Source organism: Aureimonas endophytica, assembly GCF_014642635.1.
Classification (GTDB): Bacteria; Pseudomonadota; Alphaproteobacteria; order Rhizobiales; family Rhizobiaceae; genus Plantimonas; species Plantimonas endophytica.
The window spans coordinates 104,382-124,773 of the sequence record NZ_BMIQ01000006.1 but is presented as its reverse complement, the minus strand read 5'-3'; the positions used below and the strand labels follow the sequence as shown (position 1 = coordinate 124,773).

Annotated in this window: 20 protein-coding genes; 5 read left to right on the top strand and 15 right to left on the bottom strand. The window is 68.8% G+C overall.

Going from position 1 to position 20,392, the window contains the following annotated elements; all coding sequences use genetic code 11:
- Positions 1-79 precede the first annotated feature (79 nt).
- Both IEY14_RS18155 and IEY14_RS18150 read left to right on the top strand, forming a co-directional pair.
- On the top strand, positions 80-961 hold the full coding sequence (locus tag IEY14_RS18155) for a 3-hydroxybutyryl-CoA dehydrogenase (RefSeq protein WP_188911028.1): 882 nt from the start codon (positions 80-82) through the stop codon (positions 959-961).
- 301 nt (positions 962-1,262) lie between these two features.
- Entirely contained in the window at positions 1,263-3,473 is a 2,211-nt protein-coding gene (locus IEY14_RS18150; protein ID WP_188911026.1) for a DUF1217 domain-containing protein, read from the top strand.
- Positions 3,474-3,544: 71 nt separating this feature from the next.
- Here the strand turns inward: IEY14_RS18150 and IEY14_RS18145 are convergent, their stop codons facing one another.
- The 4 genes from IEY14_RS18145 to argH all read right to left on the bottom strand — a co-directional run bounded on the left by IEY14_RS18145 (position 3,545) and on the right by argH (position 9,325).
- Complete coding sequence (locus tag IEY14_RS18145) at positions 3,545-6,172, bottom strand: TIGR02302 family protein (protein WP_188911024.1); 2,628 nt, start codon at positions 6,170-6,172, stop codon at positions 3,545-3,547.
- Between the two features lie 111 nt (positions 6,173-6,283).
- Complete coding sequence (gene lysA / locus IEY14_RS18140; RefSeq protein ID WP_188911023.1) at positions 6,284-7,555, bottom strand: diaminopimelate decarboxylase; 1,272 nt, start codon at positions 7,553-7,555, stop codon at positions 6,284-6,286.
- Positions 7,556-7,559: 4 nt separating this feature from the next.
- Complete coding sequence (locus IEY14_RS18135) at positions 7,560-7,856, bottom strand: hypothetical protein (protein WP_188911022.1); 297 nt, start codon at positions 7,854-7,856, stop codon at positions 7,560-7,562.
- Positions 7,857-7,924: 68 nt separating this feature from the next.
- Positions 7,925-9,325, bottom strand: coding sequence for an argininosuccinate lyase (argH, locus tag IEY14_RS18130; RefSeq protein WP_188911020.1), 1,401 nt, complete (start codon positions 9,323-9,325; stop codon positions 7,925-7,927).
- 29 nt (positions 9,326-9,354) lie between these two features.
- Between argH and tlpA the strand changes: the two genes are divergently transcribed.
- A complete protein-coding gene (tlpA, locus tag IEY14_RS18125) occupies positions 9,355-10,023 on the top strand; it encodes a thiol:disulfide interchange protein TlpA (RefSeq protein ID WP_188911018.1) in 669 nt (222 codons plus the stop codon).
- 4 nt (positions 10,024-10,027) lie between these two features.
- On the opposite strand, the gene IEY14_RS18120 is transcribed toward tlpA, so the two are convergent.
- Genes IEY14_RS18120 through osmF form a run of 5 tightly spaced genes read right to left on the bottom strand, consistent with a single transcriptional unit; the run spans position 10,028 to position 14,724 of the window.
- Positions 10,028-10,933, bottom strand: a complete 906-nt coding sequence (locus IEY14_RS18120) for an alpha/beta hydrolase (protein ID WP_188911017.1) — start codon at positions 10,931-10,933, stop codon at positions 10,028-10,030.
- 11 nt (positions 10,934-10,944) lie between these two features.
- The gene (locus tag IEY14_RS18115; RefSeq protein ID WP_188911015.1) at positions 10,945-11,697 is read right to left on the bottom strand and encodes an ABC transporter permease; all 753 of its coding nucleotides are present in this window, start codon (positions 11,695-11,697) and stop codon (positions 10,945-10,947) included.
- Complete coding sequence (locus IEY14_RS18110) at positions 11,694-12,635, bottom strand: ABC transporter ATP-binding protein (protein ID WP_188911013.1); 942 nt, start codon at positions 12,633-12,635, stop codon at positions 11,694-11,696. Before IEY14_RS18110 ends, IEY14_RS18115 begins: the two co-directional genes overlap by 4 nt.
- On the bottom strand, positions 12,632-13,795 hold the full coding sequence (locus tag IEY14_RS18105) for an ABC transporter permease (protein ID WP_188911011.1): 1,164 nt from the start codon (positions 13,793-13,795) through the stop codon (positions 12,632-12,634). The genes IEY14_RS18110 and IEY14_RS18105 overlap by 4 nt, the downstream gene beginning before the upstream one ends.
- 20 nt (positions 13,796-13,815) lie before the next feature.
- The gene (gene osmF / locus IEY14_RS18100; protein ID WP_505625265.1) at positions 13,816-14,724 is read right to left on the bottom strand and encodes a glycine betaine ABC transporter substrate-binding protein OsmF; all 909 of its coding nucleotides are present in this window, start codon (positions 14,722-14,724) and stop codon (positions 13,816-13,818) included.
- 258 nt (positions 14,725-14,982) lie between these two features.
- On the opposite strand from osmF, the gene IEY14_RS18095 reads away from it, so the two are divergent.
- Positions 14,983-15,162, top strand: coding sequence for a hypothetical protein (locus IEY14_RS18095; RefSeq protein ID WP_188911007.1), 180 nt, complete (start codon positions 14,983-14,985; stop codon positions 15,160-15,162).
- Positions 15,163-15,257: 95 nt separating this feature from the next.
- On the opposite strand, the gene IEY14_RS18090 is transcribed toward IEY14_RS18095, so the two are convergent.
- A complete protein-coding gene (locus IEY14_RS18090) occupies positions 15,258-15,464 on the bottom strand; it encodes a hypothetical protein (protein ID WP_188911005.1) in 207 nt (68 codons plus the stop codon).
- A gap of 98 nt (positions 15,465-15,562) precedes the next feature.
- Complete coding sequence (locus IEY14_RS18085; protein WP_188911003.1) at positions 15,563-15,847, bottom strand: hypothetical protein; 285 nt, start codon at positions 15,845-15,847, stop codon at positions 15,563-15,565.
- Between the two features lie 270 nt (positions 15,848-16,117).
- Between IEY14_RS18085 and IEY14_RS18080 the strand changes: the two genes are divergently transcribed.
- Positions 16,118-16,261, top strand: coding sequence for a DUF1127 domain-containing protein (locus tag IEY14_RS18080; RefSeq protein WP_188911001.1), 144 nt, complete (start codon positions 16,118-16,120; stop codon positions 16,259-16,261).
- Between the two features lie 151 nt (positions 16,262-16,412).
- Here IEY14_RS18080 and IEY14_RS18075 read toward each other — a convergent pair whose 3' ends face one another.
- From IEY14_RS18075 to IEY14_RS18060, 4 genes are read right to left on the bottom strand one after another with little or no spacing between them, the layout of a single operon-like run.
- Positions 16,413-17,663 carry a Zn-dependent hydrolase gene (locus tag IEY14_RS18075; RefSeq protein WP_188910999.1) on the bottom strand — a complete coding sequence of 417 codons (1,251 nt, stop codon included), beginning with the start codon at positions 17,661-17,663 and terminating at the stop codon, positions 16,413-16,415.
- Positions 17,660-18,496, bottom strand: a complete 837-nt coding sequence (locus IEY14_RS18070) for a BtpA/SgcQ family protein (RefSeq protein ID WP_188910997.1) — start codon at positions 18,494-18,496, stop codon at positions 17,660-17,662. Before IEY14_RS18070 ends, IEY14_RS18075 begins: the two co-directional genes overlap by 4 nt.
- Positions 18,497-18,498: 2 nt before the next feature.
- The gene (locus tag IEY14_RS18065) at positions 18,499-19,272 is read right to left on the bottom strand and encodes a glutamine amidotransferase (protein ID WP_188910995.1); all 774 of its coding nucleotides are present in this window, start codon (positions 19,270-19,272) and stop codon (positions 18,499-18,501) included.
- A gap of 26 nt (positions 19,273-19,298) precedes the next feature.
- Complete coding sequence (locus IEY14_RS18060) at positions 19,299-20,390, bottom strand: phosphotriesterase family protein (protein ID WP_188910993.1); 1,092 nt, start codon at positions 20,388-20,390, stop codon at positions 19,299-19,301.
- Positions 20,391-20,392 lie beyond the last annotated feature (2 nt).

The following is a 20,392-nucleotide window of genomic DNA, read 5'->3' as shown; positions in this document are numbered from 1 at the left end:
CGGTTTGACTCCGGGCCGCGATCCGTTCGAAAACAGGCCGGGCGCCACTCGAACGGCCCGTCTGCTTGGAAGCGGAAGAATGACGACAGGGATCGCGACGGTCGGCGTGGTGGGGGCAGGCCAAATGGGCTCGGGCATCGCCTATGCGGCGGCGCTCGGCGGCTATGACGTGGTGCTCTACGATCTCTCGGCCGACCGGACCGAGAAGGGGCTCGCCACGGTCGTCAAATCCTTTGACCGCCAGATCGCGGCCGGCAATCTCAGCGGCGCGGACAAGGATGCCGCGCTTGCCCGCATCCGCGTCGCGACGGAGGTCGAGGCCCTGGCGCCGGCCGATCTCGTGATCGAGGCGGCGACCGAGGACGAGGGCGTGAAGCGCCGCATCTACGGCGCGATCTGCCCCTCGCTGAAGCCGAGCGCGATTCTCGCCTCGAACACCTCCTCCATCTCCATCACGCGGCTCGCCGCCGCGACCGACCGGCCCGAGCGCTTTCTCGGCATCCATTTCATGAATCCCGTGCCGGTGATGAAGCTCGTCGAGCTGGTGCGCGGCATCGCGACCGATGACGAGACCTTCGAGGAGGCCAAGCGCTTCGTCGACACGCTTGGCAAGGTGATGACCGTGTCGGAAGATTTCCCGGCCTTCATCGTCAACCGCATCCTGGTGCCGATGATCAACGAGGCAGTCTATACGCTCTACGAGGGCGTCGGCTCGGTGGAATCGATCGATACCTCGATGAAGCTCGGCGCCAACCATCCGATGGGCCCGCTGCAACTCGCCGACTTCATCGGCCTCGATACCTGCCTGTCGATCATGCAGGTGCTGCATGACGGCCTGTCCGATTCGAAATACCGGCCCTGTCCGCTGCTGGTGAAATATGTCGAGGCCGGCTGGCTTGGCCGCAAGACGGGGCGCGGCTTCTACGACTATCGCGGCGAGACGCCCGTTCCGACGCGATAGGTCGGAGCCGAGCCTGATTCCCGTCCATCGGCCGGACGACCGACCGAAACGAGGCAAGGACGATGCGCGCGGCGGCTCTCCTGCCGCGCGGCGCATGGCCCGGCTTTCCCCGGCGATGCGCTCCCGAGGCTCCGGCAGGGCAGTTGCCGAGGCAAGAAGAATTCGAGCAGAAGCAGAGCCTTCGTGAGCGCCGCCTTTCGCGCCGTGGCATGATTAGCCGCCTACACAGGCTCGCACAACCAAAAGTTCCTAGCGTCGCGCCGCTACTTGAACGGGCGTTGCCCAGGGAGCCTGCGGACGGATGGTTTCGACCCTTCTCGGCTATCGCCATTACGCGACCGACATCACGAAATCGATGCATCGCATCGAAGCCATGGGCTCCAACAAGAAGGACGCCGACTACTATGCCGCCAATATCGGCAAGGTGAAGTCGGTCGATGACTTCCTGAAGAACACGCGCCTCTACATCTATGCGATGAAGGCTTATGGGCTGGAGGACCAGATCGCCTCCAAGGGCATGATGCGGAAGGTGCTGCTCAGCGACATTTCCGATCCGAATTCCTTCGCCAACAAGCTTGCCGACAAGAAGTACCGGACGATCGCCGCCGCCTTCAATTTTCCGGTGCTGTCGGACGACAAGAAGAAGGATGCCCAGACCTCCACCCAGGAGAAACGGGTGGTCGATTCCTATGACGAGCGGCGCATCCGGCAGGGCGTCGAGGCAGCCCGTAAGACGAACTACTATCAGGCGACGATCCGCACGATCGGCAGCGTCGACGAACTGCTCGACAATTCGGTCCTGTTCGACGTCGTCGTCTCCTCGATCGGCGCCGATCCGACGCTCGTTTCGAAGGATTACGTGAAGCAGGCTCTGATGGGGCAACTCCCGGCGACGCCCGCTCTGACCAATCCGAAATGGCTGACGCTGTCCCAGAAGTTCAACTTCGCCTCGATGGTGAATGGCGTGCTGCTCCCTGGTCAGCCGGCGCAGGGCGCCAGCTTCGTCAACGAGACCGTCTATAATTACAACGTCGCGACCGACAACAATACCAATCCGGCCGCCGCAGCCTTCAATACCGGATATTTCACCTCGCAGGTCGTGGCCGGCCAGTCCATGACCGTCGATCAGCTGATCGACGACAAACGCCTCTTCGAATATGTCGCGACGGCCTTCGGCTTCGATCCCTCGCTCGAACTGCCGGAATATTTCAAGGCCATCCTGTCCAGCGATCCCTCGATCGGTCCCGCGAACGCCTATACGCGGATGATGTCGGACCCGAAGACGACCGCGGCCCGCAAGGAGCAGTTCACCCATTTGCGGGACGTCTTCAACTTCGACGCCCATGGCAACTCGAAGGCGGGTGGCGCCCAGACGGCGAGCCAGCAACAGCAGCTGACGGAAGCCTATTTCAAGAACTACACCGCCGTCACGACTTCCAAGGATGCCAAGCAGACGAGCAGCTTCAAATATCTGATGCTGAAGATCAACTCGGTGACGGATCTCCTCGCGGCGAACGGTCCCTGGGGACACGACGCTCTTAACTATGCGCTGAAGGCCTTCGACATCGACCCGAAGACGACGACGCTCTACGAGGTGCGCCGCGTCCTGACGAGCGATCTTTCCGATCCGAAGAGCTTCGTGAACAAGCTGAAGGACGAACGCTTCGTCAAATTCGCCGCCGCCTTCAATTTCGACGGAGAGGGGAAGGCGGCGAGCCCGCTCCTGGTCCAATCGACGGCGGCGCAGGCCGCGACCGGCACGAAATACAAGGCGAGCTTCGGCGAGAAGCCCAACAAGGCGCAACTCGATCTGATCAAGACCGACACCAAGGCCTATCTCGAGGCCATCCAGACGCTGACCTCGCTGGACGACTTCCTCGCCGACAAGAAGACGCTGAACTATGCGCTGAAGGCCTATGGTCTGGCCGACAAGAAGCTCTCGATCACCGACATCCGCAAGATCCTGACCAGCGATCTCGGCGACAGGAAGAGCTTCGCCTATTCGGGCGAGGGCGAAACTTACGTGAAATTCGCGCAGGCCTTCAACTTCGATCCGGCGGGCCGGATCACGCGCGAGACCTCGGACAGCCAGAGCGGGGCGGCGAAGCTCACCACGCACAACAAGTTCCTGTTGCAGGCGCTGGAGACCAAGGCCAGCGAGGACGGGCAGGAGGGCGTCCGTCTCGCGCTCTATTTCCGCCGCATGGTGCCGGAGGTGACGTCGCTCACCGGCATCCTCGCTGACAAGGCGCTGATGAAGGTCGTGATGGCGGCGCTCAGCCTGCCGGACAGCTTCGCCCAGATCGGCACGGACAAGCAGACCGCGCTTCTGGAGCGGAAGCTGAAGCTCGAGGATTTCAAGGACCCGAAGAAGCTCGACAAGTTCATCGCGCGGTTCTCGGCGCTCTACGATGTCCATAACGGCGCCGCGACGACTGGCGCCAGCCCCATCCTCAGTCTCTTCAACGGCGGCGGGGCGGCGGCCGGCGGCGGGTTGCTGTCCTATCTCTGAACCCCCGCCGCGAAAGGATGGTCCGGTCCCGCCGCGGGACCGTCCCTCCCGGAGCTTCGCGGCCCGGCGCCTTACGGGGTCTTCAGCAGGCGCTCCAAATAGTCGCGTTCCATCTGCGGCGAGAGCCGATCGCCGAGCCTCTGGCGGATCGCGTCGAGGATCTGCCGGGCGCGCTGGGTGTCGATCTCGTCCGGGACCTGCGTGTCCTGGCCGAAATCGGGGCCGTTGGTCGAACGCGGCCGGCCGAGCGGGTCGCGATCGGAGCGCTGCTCGCCGCGCCCATAGCCGCCATTCATCTGGCCCTGCCGGCCTTCGCCCTGGCCCTGGCCCGGATTCTCGCCCTGGCCCATCGCCTGCTGCATCTGCTGCATCATGTCGCGCGCGCCCCGGCGCAAGGCTTCCATCGCTTGGCCCTGGCGGTCGACGGCCTCGCCGTCGTCGCCCTGGCCGAGCGCGCCTTCCGCCTGACCCATCGCCTTGCCGGCCTCGCCGAAGCCCTCGCCCGGCTGGAGGCCCTGTTCCTTCAAGGCCTCCTGCAGGGCCTGGAGATCCTTCTGGAGCTGGCCCTGCTGCTTCTGCAATTCGCCGAGCTGGCGCTGCAGTTCCTCCGGCGACATCGGCTGCTCGCCGCCCGGCTGGCCCTGCTGCTGCGAGCGCTGGTTCTCCGTGCCGGGGGGCATCTCCCCCTCCATGCCCTCCTGGTTCTGCATCTGGCGGCGGCCGAGATCGAAGGTGCGGTTCTTCAACTCCTGCTGGCGGCGCAGCATCTCGCCCAGCTTGTCCATCTGCTGCTGCATCGGGTTCTGGCCGCTCTGCTGCTGGCCGCCCTCCATCGGCCGCGCGGCCTGGAGATTTTCCAGCATCTGCTGCATCTCGGCGAGCAATTGCTGGGCGGCGTCCTTCGAGCCAGACTTCGCCAGATTCTCGATGCGGTCCATCATCCGGTCGAGGTCCTGCGGCCGGATCTCCTGCACATTGCCGGACTGAAGCTGCTGCTGGTTGAGCGGCGGGCGGTTCTTCATCTCCTCCGCCAGCTGCTGCATATATTGCTGCATCGCCTGGCGCAGCTCGGCCATCAGCTTGTCGATCTCCTCGTCGGAGGCGCCGTTCTTCAGCGCTTCCGACAGCGCATCCTGCGCGTCCTTCAGGCGCTTCTCGGCCTCGGACAGATTGCCGTCTTCGATTCCGAGCGCGATGCGCCACAGGAAGTCGACGGCCGAGACGAGGATCTCGTCCTTGCCGCCGGCATTGGCGATGCGGCTGCGCACCGCCTGGAGTGCCACCTGATCGCGCGCCGCGACGCCGTAATCCTCGCCGCGCAGCGTCACGGCATCGAGCATCTCCACCACCTTCGGCGCCATGTTGGCGTCGAGCGCCAGGATGCGGCGCTGCTCGATCACCGCCCGCGCCAGCGGATTGCGGAAGGCCCGCTCCGGTAGGACGATCGTCTTCGGCTCGGAGAACGCCGTCTGGCCCGCATCGTCCTTGGCCTGGAGGGTCAGGGTGACGGTCGCACCGGCATAAGGATTCTCGATGAGATCGGTGGAGGAACGGGCCGTGGCCTCGCCCTGGCCTCGCCGGGGCAGGGCGAGCTTGAAGCCGGGCGGCCCGAAGAGCGGATGGGCCGTCGGCGCCTGCGGATCGCGAAGGGCCGCGAGGGCCTCCGCGTCCACGATGCCGTAATCGTCGGTGGCCTTGTAAGTCAGGTTGAGCGCGCCGTTGCGCCCGCGCATCGGCTCGCCGGCGAAGGCGATGGTCGGCGCCTTGTCGGGGATGACGGCGAAGCGCCAGTCGCCGAGCGTCGAGAAGGTGGTGGCGAGCTTCGCCGCGCCGCTTTCACGCAAGGGCAGCTCGAAGGCGCCGGCCGGCGGCGCGGCGGGCGTGCCCTCTGTCGCGGCGCCGGCGGATTTCGCTGCCTCGCCCGTGCCGGGCGCGACCGGCCGCGGCGCGCCGCCTTCCGGCGTGAAGCTCAGCGCCGCCTCGGAGCCGTCGGACACGCGCACGAAGAGCACGCTGCCGGCCGGCACCTCGATCGTGCCCGAACCGGCATTCTGGCCGGTGAGATAAAGCGGCGGCCGGCCGGTATAGCCGGGCGGCGTCACCCAGGCATCGACGCGGGCGGCGATCTGGACGGGAAGCGGGGGCGCGGTCAGCGCGTCGGCGATCCGTCCGCCGCCGGACCCCATGGCATAGGCGAAGGCGGTGACGAGAAGCAGCGCCAGGACGGCGCGCAGGCCATAGGGATCGAGCCGCTCCGTGCGCGTTTCGGGCCGCCCGGCGCGCAGCTCGCCGAGCCGTGCCGCGAGGCGCCGCTGATGCTCGCGCCAGAGGGCGGCGGCGAAGGGGTCCTCGCTTCTCGCCCGGTCGCTCTGGCTGCGGATCGGACGATGGGCGAGACCGTTCGCCGCCTCGATCCGCGCTTCGGCCGCCGCGCGGTCCGGCCAGCGGAGGCCGCGCGCCCGCCAGCCGATCCAGCCGAGGCCGCCGAGGAACAGCGCGAGAAGCGCGAAGCGGAACAGGCCGAGCCGGTCGAAGATCCCGAACCAGGCGAGGATCAGGAAGAGCGCGGCGAGGCAGAGAAGGCGGAAGACGGTCGGCCACAGGGCCTCGACAGCAAGCGCCATGCGCGCCGCCCGGCGGGCCTGGCGCAGCCGGTGCTCCGTCGCGTCGCCTCGTCCGGGCCGCTCGTCCTCCGTCATTCGTCCGCCTTCCTCGTCTCAAAGGGGAAGCCTAGCAGCTTTTGAGGCGAAGGCGAGGCGCCGCGAGTCCTTAACGGGTCGCGGCGGATCATATGCGCGTGTCCGGCAGGCTCAGGCCGGCTCGGCGAGCCAGGGCGGCAGGCGGTCGAGCGCGATGAGCTCCTCGATCGTCTGGCGCGGACGGACGGCGGCGAAATCCGCGCCCTTCACCAGAACTTCCGCGACGAGCGGGCGGGTGTTGTAGGTGCCGGACTGCACGGCGCCATAGGCGCCGGCGGTCATCAGGGCGACGAGATCGCCGGCCGCGACGCGCGGCATGGCGCGGTCCTTCGCCATGAAGTCGCCGCTCTCGCAGACCGGGCCGACGACATCGGCCGTGACATAGGGCGCGTCCGTCTCGGTCACGGGCAGGATGTCGTGCCAGGCCTCGTAGAGCGTCGGGCGGATGAGGTCGTTCATCGCTGCGTCGAGGATCACGAAGGTCTTGTCGCCCGTGTCCTTCACGTAGATCACCCGGGCGACGAGGATGCCGGCATTGGCGACGAGCAGCCGGCCGGGCTCGAAGATCACCCGGCAGCCGAGGCCGCGCACATGGCGCTTGACGATCGCGGCATAGGCGTCGGGCTCCGGCGGCGGCGCGTTGTCGCGGCGATAGGGCACGCCGAGACCGCCGCCGAGATCGACATGGTGGATGTCGTGCCCCTGGCCGCGCAGTTCGGCCACCAGTTCGGCAAGCCGGGCGAAGGCATGGTCGAAGGGTTCGAGCTCGGTGATCTGCGAGCCGATATGCATGTCGATGCCGGTGACGCGGATGCCGGGCAGGGTGGCCGCCCGCGCATAGACGGCCGGCGCGCGGCCATAGCCGATGCCGAACTTGTCGCCCTTCTTGCCGGTCGAGATCTTGGCATGGGTGCGCGCGTCGACATCCGGATTGATGCGGAAGGAGACCGATGCCGTGCGGCCGGCCGCGACCGCCCGCGCCGAGAGCAGGTCCAGCTCCGGCTCGGATTCGACGTTGAAGCAGAAGATGCCGGCGGCGAGCGCGGCGTCGATCTCCTCCGCCGTCTTGCCGACGCCGGAGAACATGATCCTCTCACCGGGAATGCCGGCGGCCAGCGCCCGGGCGAGCTCGCCGCCCGAGACGACGTCCGCCCCCGCGCCGAGATCCGCCAGCGTGCGGATCACCGCCTGGTTGGAATTCGCCTTCATCGCATAGCAGACGAGGGCGTCGATATCGGCGAAGGCCTCGGCGAAGACGCGGTAATGGCGGGTCAGCGTCGCCGTCGAATAGCAGTAGAAGGGCGTGCCGAGGCGCGAAGCGATCTCGCGCAGATCGACATTCTCGGCGTGGAGCACGCCGTCCTGATATTGGAAATGGTTCATCGTATCAGTTCAGGAGACCGTCCAGGAGGAAGCGCTTCTTCGGAACGCCCGGATTCTTGGCCACTTCCGCCGGGAGGATGCGCAGATCGTCGCCGCCGGAGGAGGTGACGCGGTTGGTGCGCTGGAAATTGGCGAGGCTCTGCGGCGCGTTCTGGTCGGTCGAGCCCGGCGCGCCGATCGGCGCGGTGACCGAGCCGCCCGAGGCGACAGGCAGGTTCTTGCGCCCGCAGCCGGTAAGCGCCGCCGCGCCGAGAAGGGCCAGCATGAATGCGAGCCCGATCCGCTTCAATCCCGTTCGCATCGCTTGCCTTGTTCCCCTGCCGGCGGCGGCCCGCCCGCCTTCCTCTTAGCGCGTTACCCGCCGATGCTCTAGCCGAGCCGCGCCCGCCATTCGGCGATCTCGCGCCGGACATTCTCCGGCGCCGTGCCGCCGAAGCTGCGGCGGCTGCGCACCGAGGCATCGACGGACAGGACCTCGTAGACGCCCGCGTGGATGCGCGGATGGAGGCTGCGCAACACGTCGAGCGGCAGGTCCTCCAGCCGGGCATCGGTGCTTTCCGCCAGCGCGACCGCGCGGCCGGTGACGTGATGGGCCTCGCGGAAGGGCAGGCCGATCTCGCGCACCAGCCAGTCGGCGAGGTCGGTGGCGGTGGAATAGCCGTGGCCGGCGGCCCGGCGCATCGCCGCGACATCGACGCCGAGGTCGCGCACCATGCCGGTCGCCGCCGAGAGCGACAGGCCGATGGAATCGATCGCGTCGAAGACCTGTTCCTTGTCCTCCTGCATGTCCTTGGAATAGGCGAGCGGCAGGCCCTTCATCACGGTGAGGAGGGCGACGAGCGCGCCGGTGATGCGCCCGGCCTTCGCCCGCACCAGCTCGGCCGCGTCCGGGTTCTTCTTCTGCGGCATGATCGAGGAGCCGGTCGAGAAGGCGTCCGACAGGCGCACGAAGCCGAATTGCGGCGTCGACCAGATCACGATCTCCTCGGCGAGGCGGGAGAGATGGGTGGCGGCGATCGCGGCTGTCGACAGAAATTCCAGCGCGAAGTCGCGGTCGGAAACCGAATCGATCGAATTGCGGGTCGGGCCGGCGAAGCCGAGCGCCGCCGCCGTCCGATGCCGGTCGATCGGAAAGGGCGTGCCGGCGAGCGCGGCCGCGCCGAGCGGCGATTCGTCGAGCCGGGCGATGGCGTCGCGGCAGCGCGAGCGGTCGCGGGCGAACATCTCGACATAGGCGAGGCAATGATGGCCGAAGGTCACCGGCTGGGCCACCTGGAGATGGGTGAAGCCCGGCATCACCGTGTCGGCATGCTCCTCAGCGCGGTCGAGAAAGGCGAGGATCAGCCGGCCGAGCGCCGCTTCGGTCTCGACGAAGGCGCGCTTCACATGGAGGCGGAAGTCGAGGGCGACCTGATCGTTGCGCGAGCGCGCCGTGTGGAGGCGGCCGGCGGCGGGGCCGATGAGTTCGGCGAGCCGCGCCTCGACATTCATGTGGATGTCCTCGCGCTCGCGCGAGAAGGCGAATGTCCCGGCCTCGATCTCGCCGAGCACGAGGTCGAGGCCGCGCTGGATCTCCGCCTCGTCACTGGGGGAAATGATGCCCGTCGCCGCCAGCATCGCCGCATGCGCCTTGGAACCGGCGATATCCTCGGCATAAAGGCGCTTGTCGAAATCGATCGAGGCGTTGATCTCCTGCATGATGGCGGCGGGCTTGGCGGCGAAGCGGCCACCCCACATCTCGTTGCCGGCGGGTCTCGTGATCTCGTTCATGAAGTCTACTCGAAGGATTCCTGCGAACGATGTCTGATGGGAAACGGCAGGGCAAGCCGAGACGCCGGATCGCCGCGATCGCCGGGCTCGCGCTCGTCGCGGGCGGCATTCTGGGCGCCGTCGGCATATACGTCGGGGAAACGCGGTCTGGCAACGCGGCGAGCGCCAACTGTCCGGCCGATGCCGCATTCGCCGCCGCGATCGATCGGGCGGCGCAGGGCGAGGTGGCGGCGGTGCGCCCGCTGGATGCGCCCTTCGACGCCTCTAACCTCGCCTTCAAGGACGAGAACGGCCAGCCGAAGCGCCTCGCCGATTTTTCCGGCAAGTCCCTTCTCGTCAATCTCTGGGCCACCTGGTGCGTGCCCTGCCGCGCCGAGATGCCGGCGCTCGACGCCTTGGAGCGGCAGAAGGGCGGAGCGGATTTCGCCGTCCTGCCGGTCAATGTCGATCTCGGCGACGGCGAGAAGCCGAAGCGCTTCTATGCCGAGACCAATCTTTCCGCGCTGCCGCTGCTGCGCGACGAGACCATGGCGGTCTTCACCGACCTGAAGGCCAAGGGCATCACCATCGGCCTGCCGGTCAGCCTTCTGGTGGATGCCAAGGGCTGCGCCCGCGCGGCTATCACAGGACCGGCCGAATGGGCGAGCCCGGACGCGCTGCGGCTGATCGACACGCTGAAGGACGCGCCGAGGGTCTGAGCCCTCAGCGCCGCGCGAGCATGGCGATGCCGGCGCAGAGCGCCGCGAAGCCGGCCTTGGCGCCGGGGCTCGTATGGCGGGCGCGCAGCCAGGCATGCACCATCTGCGGCTCCTCGCGGAAGGCGACATCGATGCCGGCTGCGGCGAGGCGGGCGGCATAGAGCCGGCCGTCGTCGCGCAAGGGATCGAAGCGCGCCGCCGTGACATAGGCGGGCGGCAGGCCGGCGAGATCGGCGGCGCGGAGCGGATAGGCGAGGGCATCGTCCTCCGCCGCGCCCTGAAGCTCGCGATAATAGCGCACGTCGGCACTCGAAAGGCCTGGCGCCTCGGCCATCTCGGCATAGGAGCCGGAGACGAGATCGCCGCCGAGACCCGGATAGATCAGGGCTTGCCCGACCACTGGGCCGAGCCGCAGATCGCGCGCCCGGAGCGCCAGCCCGGCCGCGAGCGTGCCGCCGGCGCTGTCGCCCGCGACGACGACGCGGCGGCCCTCCGCCAGAAGGGCGCGCAGCACGGCGAGCGCATCGTCGGCCGCCGCCGGATGGCGATGCTCGGGCGACAGGCGATAGTCCACCGCGACGAGCTCCGCCTGCGTCTCCGCCGCGATCTCGGCGCAGATGGCGTCGTGGCTGGCGAGCGAGCCGACGACGAAGCCGCCGCCATGGAGATAGAGGATGGTCGCCGGTGCCGCGACCGAGGCCGGGCGATAGAGGCGCGTCGCGACCCCGCCGCGCCGGCTGTCCTCCACGGCGAGGCCCGGCGGGCGCGGCGCATCGAACTCCCGGCAGAGCGCGTCGTACCATTCGCGCTGGCGCTCGATCGGCGCCGCCACCGCGTCCGGCGGATAGAAGGCGTCGCAGCGGCGCTGGAAGGCGGCGATTTCCGGCTCGTCCGGCCAGGGGCCCGTCATCCCGCCTCTCCTCAGCCGCGCCGGCCGGCAAGGCCCATGCGCTTCGCCAGCCCCCGTTCGAGGGCGGCCAGCGCATCGTAGAGAAGGACGGCGAGCGTTGCGACGATCAAGCCGCCCTGGACGATGAAGGCGAGATTGTTCGACAGGAGCCCGGCGATGATCACCTCGCCGAGCGTGCGGGCGGCGACCGTCGAGCCGATCGTCGCGGTGGACAGGCCGATGACCGCCGAAAGGCGGATGCCGGCGAGGATCACCGGCATCGCGAGCGGCAGCTCGACGCGCAGGAGCCGCTGCGTGCCGGTCAGCCCCATGCCGCGCGCCGCTTCCGTCACCGCCGGCGGCAGGGTGGTGAGGCCGGTCAGCGTGTTCTCGAAGATCGGCAGGAGCCCGTAGAGGAAGAGCGCGATGAAGGTCGGCTTCGCGCCGAAGCCGACGGCGGGCACCGCCAGCGCCAGGACCGCGACCGGCGGAAAGGTCTGGCCGATATTCACGAGGCTGCGCGACAAAGGCAGGAAATCCGCGCCGAACGGCCGCGTGACGAGGATCGCTAGCGCGATGGCGACGAGGGCGGAAAGCACCGTCGTCGCCAGGACGAGTTCGAGATGGGCGATCGTCAGGCCGAGAAGGCTGCCCTGGTTGTAGATCGCCGGCGCGCCGTTTTCCGCGAGCGGTGCCAGAAGCGGCTCGAAGAGCGGCGGGTGCAGCAAAAAGGCGACGAGGAGCGCGAAGGCGACGAGGCGCAGGACCAGAGCGGGGCGCGTCATCCGGCCGGCCGCGCCGCGTCGGAGACCAGCCGGGCGGTGCGCACGATGCCGAGCCGGCGGCCGTCCGCCCCCGTGACGGGCGCCGCCTCGCGCCCGGACCAGAGAAGCTCCGCCAGCGCGTCGCGCCGGTTGGCGCCGGCGGGGATCGGCTGGCCGGCCGCCTCGCCGGGCTCGACCAGCGGCATCAGCTCGCCGAGCGACAGAAGGCGGAAGGGCCGGTCGGCCGTGCCGATCAGCTCCTCGACGAAGGGCGTCGCCGGCCGGGCGAGGATCTCGGCGGGTTCGGCATATTGCAGCAGCTTGCCGGCATCGAGCACCGCGATGCGATGGCCGAGCAGGATCGCCTCCTCCATGTCGTGGGTGACGATCACCACGGTCGTGCCGGTCGCCTTCTGGATGCGCAGGAGATCGGCCTGCGCCTTCATGCGGATGATCGGATCGAGCGCGCCGAAGGGCTCGTCCATCAGAAGGATGTTCGGCTGCGCCGCCAGGGCGCGCGCGACGCCGACGCGCTGCTGCTGGCCGCCGGACAGCTCGTTCGGCCGCCGCTTGGCGAAGAGCTTCGGATCGAGGCCGAACAGGTCGAGCAGCTCCTCGACGCGCGCCGCGATGCGGCTCTTCTCCCAGCCGAGAAGCTCGGGCACCGTGCCGATATTCTCGGCCACCGAGCGATGCGGGAAAAGGCCATGATTCTGGATGACATAGCCGATGCGCCGGCGCAGCTCGTAGCCGCGCAGCGAGCGGTTGTCGGCGCCGTCGATCAGGACCTCGCCGCTGGTCGGCTCCGTCATGCGGTTGATCATCCGCATCACGGTCGTCTTGCCGGAGCCGGACGTGCCGACCACCGCCGCGATGGTGCGCGGCTCGATGACGAAGGAGACGTCGTCGACCACCGTCTCGCCGCCATAGCGCTTCACTAGATGGCGCAGCTCGATCATGCGGGACCTCCGGCCGGTATGTCGCTCGCCGCCTCGACGGCGGCGTCGAGGATCACGGCGGCGGCGAAGGCGAGCGCCACCGTCGGCACCGCGCCGAGGAGCACGAGATCCATCGCCGTCTGGCCGATGCCCTGGAAGACGAAGATGCCGAAGCCGCCGCCGCCGATCAGCGCCGCCACCGTGGCGAGGCCGATATTCTGGACGAGCACGATGCGGATGCCGGTCAGGATCACCGGCAGGGCGAGCGGCAGCTCGACGCGGAACAGGCGCTGGCGGCTCGTCATGCCGAGGCCCTTGGCGGCATCCTCGGCTTCCGGGGGAATGCCGGCGAGGCCGACGACCGTGTTCGCGACGACCGGGAGCAGCGAGTAGAGAAAGAGCGCGACGAGGGCCGGCGCCGCGCCGATGCCGCGGATGCCGAGCGCGGTGGCGCCCGGCACATGGAGCGCGATCCAGCCGAGCGGCGCGATCAGAAGGCCGAACAGCGCGATGGACGGCACGGTCTGGACGACGTTCAGGAGATTCAGCACCGGATCGCGCAACGGGCGCAGCCGATGGCACAGGATGCCGAGCGGGATGCCGATGAGGGTGGAAGCGAGAAGCGAGCCGAAGGCGAGGGCGACATGCTGGCGCCCCTCGCGCCAGAAGCTGGCGGCGCGCGTCGAATATTCCTTCAGGATCGACAACCCGTCCCAGAGGCCGGAGGCGAGGAGACCGCCGAGCGCGCCGGCGACGACGAGGAGGATCAGGAGCCGCGCGGCGGGGCGCGGCCGCAGCCGTGTCAGCGCGTCGGCGACGAGGATCGCGAGCACGAAGGAAAGGAGCCAGAAGCCGGCGGCCGGCGCAACGCGGGCATAGCTATTGCCGGGCGGCGTGAGATGGCCCGGCGCGAGGCCGATCGCGACGGCGAGCGCACCAAGGCCGATCAGCGCGGCGAGAAGCCGCGCCAGCGCCGGCAGGCGTGGCAGCGACAGGGCGACGACGAGGCCCAGGAGGACAAGCGTCGCGCCGGCTGCCGGCGCCGGCAGCGCTTCCCAGAGCGGCTTCGGCAGGCCGGGCACGATGCGGTTGGCGCGAAAGCTGGCGAAGGGCAGCGCGAAGACCGCGACGCCGGCCAGCGCCGCCGCCACGATGCCGAGCTTGTCGACCCGCCAGCCCATCGCGGCCGCGCGTTCCGAGCCTATTTCAGGAAGCCCTTGGACTTCAGATAGTCCTCGGCGACGGCGCTGGCCGGCTCGCCGCCGACCTGCACGCGGCCGTTCAGCTCCTGCAGGGTGGTGAGGTCGAGCGAGGCGAAGATCGGCTTCAGCGCCTCCTCGATCTTGGGATTGGCCTTCAGCACCGCCTCGCGGACGATCGGCGCCGGCTGGTAGACCGGCTGGACGCCCTTGTCGTCGGTCATCACCTTGAGGCCGGAGGAGGCGATGCCGCCATCCGTGCCGTAGACCATGGCGCTGTTGACGCCGTTTGTGCCCTGGGCGGCGGCGGCGATCGTCGCGGCGGTGTCGCCGCCGGACAGCGTCAGCAACTGGTCCGGGCTGAGCTTGAAGCCGTAGGTCGTCTGGAAGGCCGGCAGCGCCGCCGCCGAATTGACGAATTCGGCCGAGGCCGCGAGCTTCGCCTTGCCGCCGCCGGCGATCCACTTGCCGAAATCCGACATGGTCTCGAGCTTGTTCGGCTCGGCAAGGTCGCCGCGCACCGCGATGCCCCAGGTATTGTTGGCGGGGGCGGGCGCGAGCCAGACGATCTTGTTCGCGTCGTAGTCGAGCTTCTTGGCCTCCTCATAGGCCTTGGCCGCGTCCTTCCAGGACGGATCGTCGGCCTTGGAGAAGAAATAGGCCGCGTTGCCGGTATATTCGGGATAGATGTCGATCTCGCCGGCGGTGATCGCCTTGCGCACCACGGGCGTGCCGCCGAGCTGGAGGCGGTCCGTCGCCTCGATGCCGGCCTGTTTCAGCGCGAGAAGGATCATGTTGCCGAGGACGCCGCCCTCGGTGTCGATCTTGGACGAGACAACCACCGGCGCGGCCACGGCCGCGCCGAGCGACAGGCCGAGCGCCAGAGCGGCGACGGAAGCGAGACGAAGGATCTGCACGGTTGAAGCCCCCTTTGCGGCCGATCGATAAGTCCAGCCATGAAGTAGTGTTTGGGGCGCGGGGCCCGGAACTCAAGCGTCGAAGGCGCGAAGTGCGGCCACAATGAAGAAAATCCGCCTCTTTTTCGTCGTGCCTGTGACGAAATGCGTCGGACCCGGCCGACCGATCGGCCCCGCCGCGCGAAAATTACGTGGAACCGATGCGGCTTTCGCGGATTCCGCCCCTCGTTAACCATCGATCAGGGGACTTCGATGTCGAGGACGGAAACGCTCGAAGCGCTCGAAGACGGGCTCATCACCGAATGGGAAGCCATCGACCAGGGTCTGGTCGAGACCGTGAGGGCGCTGGAGGAGCGCGCCGCGGCCGAGCGGATCGAGGCCGCCGCCGCCATCATGCGCGATGCCGCGCCGCTCCGCTTTCTCCATCCCTGACCGCGAAGGCCAGGCCCTCGGCCGCCGTTTCGCGCCTCTTCCCTTATATTCGCTCGATCCCGCCGGTCCTTCGGCCGCGTGGGCCGCGTCGGCCGCTACCAGCCGGCGAAGCGGGCCCAGACGATCGCGGCGAGGTTGACGCCGAGCGGCGCCGCCAGAAGCGTCAGGCTGTCGAAGGCCGTCGCCAGGGTATAGGCGCCGATCAGCACCGGCACGAAGGCGGCGACGAAGAACCAGAACCAGCCGTTGCCGCGCGGCGGCGGCTCTTCGAATCTTCGGTCCCATCGCGTGTCGTAGAGCATGGCTGCCCGTCCCGCGTCCGGTCGGAAAGCGGTGAGCATGACCCGCCCCAGGCGGGCGGGCAAGCGGCGGCGCGATGGCGCCGGGCGGCGGTGCCGCCTCAGTTCGTATTGGCGGCGTCGACGAAGGCGCGGAGCGGAAAGAACGGGCTGTCGGCGCCGATGCCGCCGGTGCGATACTCGACCGGCGCCGTGCCGTAGCAGAGCGAGGAGCGCGAGGTCGTCGGATCGGCCCGCGTGCCGCGCTCCTGCAACGGCACGAACTGCCGGATGGCCGCGCATTGCGACTCGACATAGCCGCTCGCGCCGTAGCGCCCCTCGTAGGGCACGCTGTTGCAGCCGCTGAGCGTCGCGGCGGCGAGCGAGAGGGCGATCCAGATCTTCATCGACTTGATACTTTCCGCACGAAGGTCCGTCCGAGGGAAGGGAGGACGTCCGCTCGCGCGATGCGTCGGCACGGTTCGGCCGATGCGGCGCGATCGAGGCCATCCATTCGCCCCGCGCATGACCGCCTATTCTTCAAGACATAGCGAGAAACGACGGGTCTGCCATTCCGTTTTAGCGCTACTGCCGGGGCGGGCCAGGGGCTATTCATCACTTGTCCAAAGAAATCGCGAACCGGGCGCTTCCAGCCGGGAAACGCGAAAGGAACCAAGATGAACCTCTCCCGCTCCTTCCAGACCTGGCGCCAGTATCGTGCGACGGTCAACGAGCTGAACAGCCTCAACCAGCGCGAGCTCGCCGATCTCGGCATCTGCCGCTCGGACATCCCGACCATCGCGCGCCGCGCGGTCCGCTAAGACTTCCAGAGCTTCGCGGGGCCTCTCCTCCTCCCAGGGCCCTCGCGATCCGCCTGCGAACTCCTCCCGTCGCAGGCCTATCCACGACGCCCGCCGGTTCCTCCCCCGGCGGGCGTTGTCGTTTCGGGAGTGGGAGCGGACGGACGGCCCGTCAGCCGGCGAGGCCGAGAAGCTCCAGCGCGCCGCCGAGAAGGACGGTGGCGCCGGCCGCCGAGAAGCGCGGCTCGACATCCTCCGCCTCGTTATGGCTGACGCCGTCGCGGCAGGGCACGAAGATCATCCCGGCCGGGGCGACGCGGGCAAGGAACAGCGCATCGTGGAAGGCGCCGGAAACGAGACGCCGCGAGGCGAGCCCCGCCTTCGCCGCCGCCGTCTCGACGGCACGGATCATCTCCTCGGCGAAGGCGAGCGGCGCCATGTCGAAGCGCACCGCCACCCGGGCCGTGCAATCCTGCGCCGTCGCGGACGCGGTGCAGACGTCCCGCACCTCGGCTTCGATCGCGGCAAGGCGCCCCGCATCCGGGTGCCGGATGTCGACCGAGAAACTCACGCGCTCCGGCACGGCGTTGATCGAGCCCGGCTCGGCGCGGATGCGCCCGACCGTCAGCCGCGCCGCCGGGTCCTCCGGCATCACCCGCGTCTGAAGATGGTGCAGCGCCGCCACCGCCGCCACCATCGGGTCGCGGCGGAAGGCGAGGGGCGTCGTGCCGGCATGAGCGGCGGCGCCCTCCATCGTCACTTCGAGCCAGCGCGTGCCCTGGATCGCCGAGACCGCGCCGATCGGCACGTCTTCGCGCTCCAGCACCGGTCCCTGTTCGATATGGAGTTCGAGATAGGCGGCGACCGGCGTGCCGAGCGGGCGCATCGCCACTTCCGGCAGCGCGGCGAGCGTCGCCGCCAGTTCCTCGCCCAGCCGCGCGCCGTCGGGCGCGCGGGCCTCCAGCCATTCCGGCGCGAGGCGCCCCGCCGCGAAGGCCTGCGAGCCGAGACAGCCGGGGGAGAAGCGGCTGCCTTCCTCGTTCGTCCAGGCGACCAGCTCCACCGCGCGCGGTGTCGCGAGACCCGCATCCTCCAACGCTTCCAGCAGCTCGAAGGCGGCGAGCGTGCCGAGCGCGCCGTCGAAGCGGCCGCCCGTCGGCTGCGTGTCGAGATGGCTGCCGACGAGGAGCGGCGGCAGGCCGGAATCGGCGCCCTCGCGGCGGACGAAGAGATTGGCCGCCGCGTCCTGGAACAGGGCGAAGCCGCGCGCCCGCGCCAGCCGCGCGAGCAGGGCGCGGGCGGCGCGGTCGCCTTCCGTCAACGCCTGCCGGTCGACGCCGCCCTTCGCCGTCCGGCCGATGGCGGCGAAGGCCGCCAGCCGGTCCAGAAGCCGTTCGGGCCGGATCGCCGGCAGCGGAGTCATCGCCGCAGTCCGGCGACGAAGCGCTTCACGCGGTCGGGATCGACGGCGTTCCACCAGACGCCGTCATGCTTCAGCGAGCTGGCGACGATGACGCCATCGGTGATGGCGAGGATGTCGTTGGCGTTCTCGGGCGTCACGCCGCTGCCGACCAGGGTCGGCAAGCCCGAGGCCTCCCTGATCATCTGGATATAGCCGAGATCGGCCGCATGGCCGGTGCGCTGGCCGGTGGCGATCACCACATCGGCGTCGAAGAAGACGAGGTCTTTCACCTGCTCCTCGACCGGGCGGTCGGCGACGATGGCATGGGCGCCGTGCTTCACATGGGCGTCGGCGAAGATGCGCACGCCCTTCGCCCGCAGCTGCGCGCGATAGCGCATGGCGCGCGCCGCCTCGCCCTCAACGAAGCCCTCGTTCGCCACATAGGCATTGGCCCATTGGTTGACGCGGACGAAGGCCGCGCCGGCGGCGCTGGCGATGGCGAGCGCCGGGATCGCGGCATTGGCGAGGACGTTGACGCCGATCGGCCGGCCGAGCTCGCGTCGGATGCGGTCGGAGACGACGGCCATGTGGGCCGCCGTTTCCGGGCCGATCGCGTCGGGCTTGGCGAAGGGCACGTCGCCGTGATTCTCGACGATCACCCCGTCGCAACCGCCTTCGAGATAGGCGCGCGCGTCGGCGAGGCCCTGGGCGTAGATCGCCTCGACGCTTTCCCCATCGAAGCGCGGGGCGCCGGGCAGCGGCAGGAGATGGACGACGCCGATCACCGCCTTTGTCCGGCCGAAGATCGCGCGGATCGTGTCGGCGCCGGCGCGTCCGATGGGTTGGCTCGCCATGGTCAGCCCCTGTCTTCGGTCGCCCAGGCGAGCATGGCGCCGAAGAGCTTGGCATAGCCCTCCCAGCGGATGAAATCGCCCGGCAGCCAGTGCGGGCCGACATCGGAGGTCCAGACCACGGTGCGGCCCTTGCCATGGGTGCCGGTGACGAGGAGCGGCAGGGCGCCGTATTCGTCGGAGACCGTGGCCAGCACCTCCGCCCCGTCCTTCAGTTCCACCTCGTTGAAGCCGAGAAGCACCGGCCAGTCGGTGCCGAGGCCCTTAAGGATCGGATGGCTTCCCGTGCCGGTGACGACCGGGGTGAAGCCCTCCGGCACCTCGACGCGGTCATCGACGGGCAGGCAGCGCACCGGCAGGACGTCCTCCACGGCGGTCTTGCGATAGCGCGCCCCGCCATTGATGCCCTGGAAGGAGTAGTAGCCGCCGAACATCAGGAGCGCCCCGCCCCCGGCGACGTAGTCGCGGATGAGCTTCAGGCGGTTCGGCGTCACCTTCGAATGGATCCAGGTGTCGGGATGGAGGAGGAGCGTGTTAGCCCCGATATCCGACAGGACCACGGCGTCATAGGCCGAGAGCGCCTCCAGCGTCTGCGGGAAGTCGCGCTGCGCCTGATGGGCGGGCATGAAGGTGATGTCGAAGGGGCTGCCCTTCAGCGCGGCGAGGAGCTCGTCGGCCCCCTGGTGATAGGTCACGGTCGGGAACTGGTCGAAGCCCTTGATATGGGTCGCGGTGGAAACCCAGGACTCGCCGGCCAGCAGAACCTTCTTGGTGCTCATGTCGTCTCTCGTGATGGATAAGGAGGTCAGGCGGCCGAGAAGACCGCGCGCGGATTGTCGACCATCATGCGGTCGATCACGGCATCCTGGACGCCGTGGCGCCGCAGGCGCGGCACGAAATGCCGCAGGATATGGGCATAGCCGAAGCCGCCGAAGCGGGTCAGCATCATCTTCAGGAACACGTCCTGGCTGAGCAGCAGGCGGTCGGCGAAGCCGGCATCGACGAGCGCGCGGATCGCCCGCGCGTTCTCCTCGTCGGAGGGCGACTGCGCGTCCTGGTCGGCATAGTAATAGTCCATGCCGATCATGTCATATTCCAGGAAGGCGCCGCGCTCGGCCAGACTCGTCTGGTAGGGCAGGTCGTCATGGCTCGGATTCATGTGGCAGAGCACGGTGTGCCTGAGATCGGCGCCCTCGGCCTCCACGATGTCGAGCACCTCGTGCGCGAGGCGCTCCCAGCCGGGCAGGTGGATGGAGAGCGGCACGCCGGTGCGGGCGGACGCCCTGGCCGAGGCGGTGAGGGACTTCCTCTCCTCCGGCGTGAAGTCCTTCGAGACGCCGACCTCGCCGATGATGCCGGCCATGATCTCCGGCTTCTCCGCGCCGCCGCCGACATCCTGGACGATGAGCTCGGCGACCTCGTCCACATCCATGGCCTTCAGCCATTCGGGATGGCTGAATTCGAGATAGAAGCCCGAGCCCATCACGATCTTCGGCCCGCCCATCCGGGCGATGCGGCGCAGCTTCTCGGGATCGCGGCCGATGCCGAAATTGGTGGGATCGACCACGGTCGTCCCGCCGAGCGCCTGGAAGAGCTTCAGTTCGGAGAGAGCGAGGTCGGAATCGGTCAGCGAGACATTGTCCCGGTTCATATACGGGTTCATCCGCAATTCGCCGATGATCTCGATCCGGACCGGTCCCTCGTTCAGCACCGGGTCCGGCGGATGGCAGGGACAGCGCCAGGCCTTGGCGCCGTCGATCAGGATATGCTCGTGCATCAGCGTCACGCCCATCTCGGCGACGGGCAGCGGGCCTTCCACCGTCATGACATGGCCGGAGCGGACGCCGATGCCGAGGGCGGCGTCGCGGGCGCCGGGAGGCTGGAAGTCGAGCGCCATCG

Coding starts and splice junctions, on each gene's coding strand:
- IEY14_RS18120 (WP_188911017.1), bottom strand. CDS start 10,933: ATGACGGGCCCCTGGCCGGACGAGCCGGAAATCGCCGCCTTCCAGCGC.
- IEY14_RS18115 (WP_188911015.1), bottom strand. CDS start 11,697: ATGACGCGCCCCGCTCTGGTCCTGCGCCTCGTCGCCTTCGCGCTCCTC.
- IEY14_RS18080 (WP_188911001.1), top strand. CDS start 16,118: ATGAACCTCTCCCGCTCCTTCCAGACCTGGCGCCAGTATCGTGCGACG.
- IEY14_RS18060 (WP_188910993.1), bottom strand. CDS start 20,390: ATGGCGCTCGACTTCCAGCCTCCCGGCGCCCGCGACGCCGCCCTCGGC.
- IEY14_RS18145 (WP_188911024.1), bottom strand. CDS start 6,172: ATGACGGAGGACGAGCGGCCCGGACGAGGCGACGCGACGGAGCACCGG.
- IEY14_RS18150 (WP_188911026.1), top strand. CDS start 1,263: ATGGTTTCGACCCTTCTCGGCTATCGCCATTACGCGACCGACATCACG.
- lysA (WP_188911023.1), bottom strand. CDS start 7,555: ATGAACCATTTCCAATATCAGGACGGCGTGCTCCACGCCGAGAATGTC.
- IEY14_RS18110 (WP_188911013.1), bottom strand. CDS start 12,635: ATGATCGAGCTGCGCCATCTAGTGAAGCGCTATGGCGGCGAGACGGTG.
- IEY14_RS18065 (WP_188910995.1), bottom strand. CDS start 19,272: ATGAGCACCAAGAAGGTTCTGCTGGCCGGCGAGTCCTGGGTTTCCACC.
- IEY14_RS18155 (WP_188911028.1), top strand. CDS start 80: ATGACGACAGGGATCGCGACGGTCGGCGTGGTGGGGGCAGGCCAAATG.
- IEY14_RS18070 (WP_188910997.1), bottom strand. CDS start 18,496: ATGGCGAGCCAACCCATCGGACGCGCCGGCGCCGACACGATCCGCGCG.
- IEY14_RS18095 (WP_188911007.1), top strand. CDS start 14,983: ATGTCGAGGACGGAAACGCTCGAAGCGCTCGAAGACGGGCTCATCACC.
- IEY14_RS18135 (WP_188911022.1), bottom strand. CDS start 7,856: ATGCGAACGGGATTGAAGCGGATCGGGCTCGCATTCATGCTGGCCCTT.
- IEY14_RS18090 (WP_188911005.1), bottom strand. CDS start 15,464: ATGCTCTACGACACGCGATGGGACCGAAGATTCGAAGAGCCGCCGCCG.
- tlpA (WP_188911018.1), top strand. CDS start 9,355: ATGTCTGATGGGAAACGGCAGGGCAAGCCGAGACGCCGGATCGCCGCG.
- IEY14_RS18075 (WP_188910999.1), bottom strand. CDS start 17,663: ATGACTCCGCTGCCGGCGATCCGGCCCGAACGGCTTCTGGACCGGCTG.
- IEY14_RS18105 (WP_188911011.1), bottom strand. CDS start 13,795: ATGGGCTGGCGGGTCGACAAGCTCGGCATCGTGGCGGCGGCGCTGGCC.
- argH (WP_188911020.1), bottom strand. CDS start 9,325: ATGAACGAGATCACGAGACCCGCCGGCAACGAGATGTGGGGTGGCCGC.
- IEY14_RS18085 (WP_188911003.1), bottom strand. CDS start 15,847: ATGAAGATCTGGATCGCCCTCTCGCTCGCCGCCGCGACGCTCAGCGGC.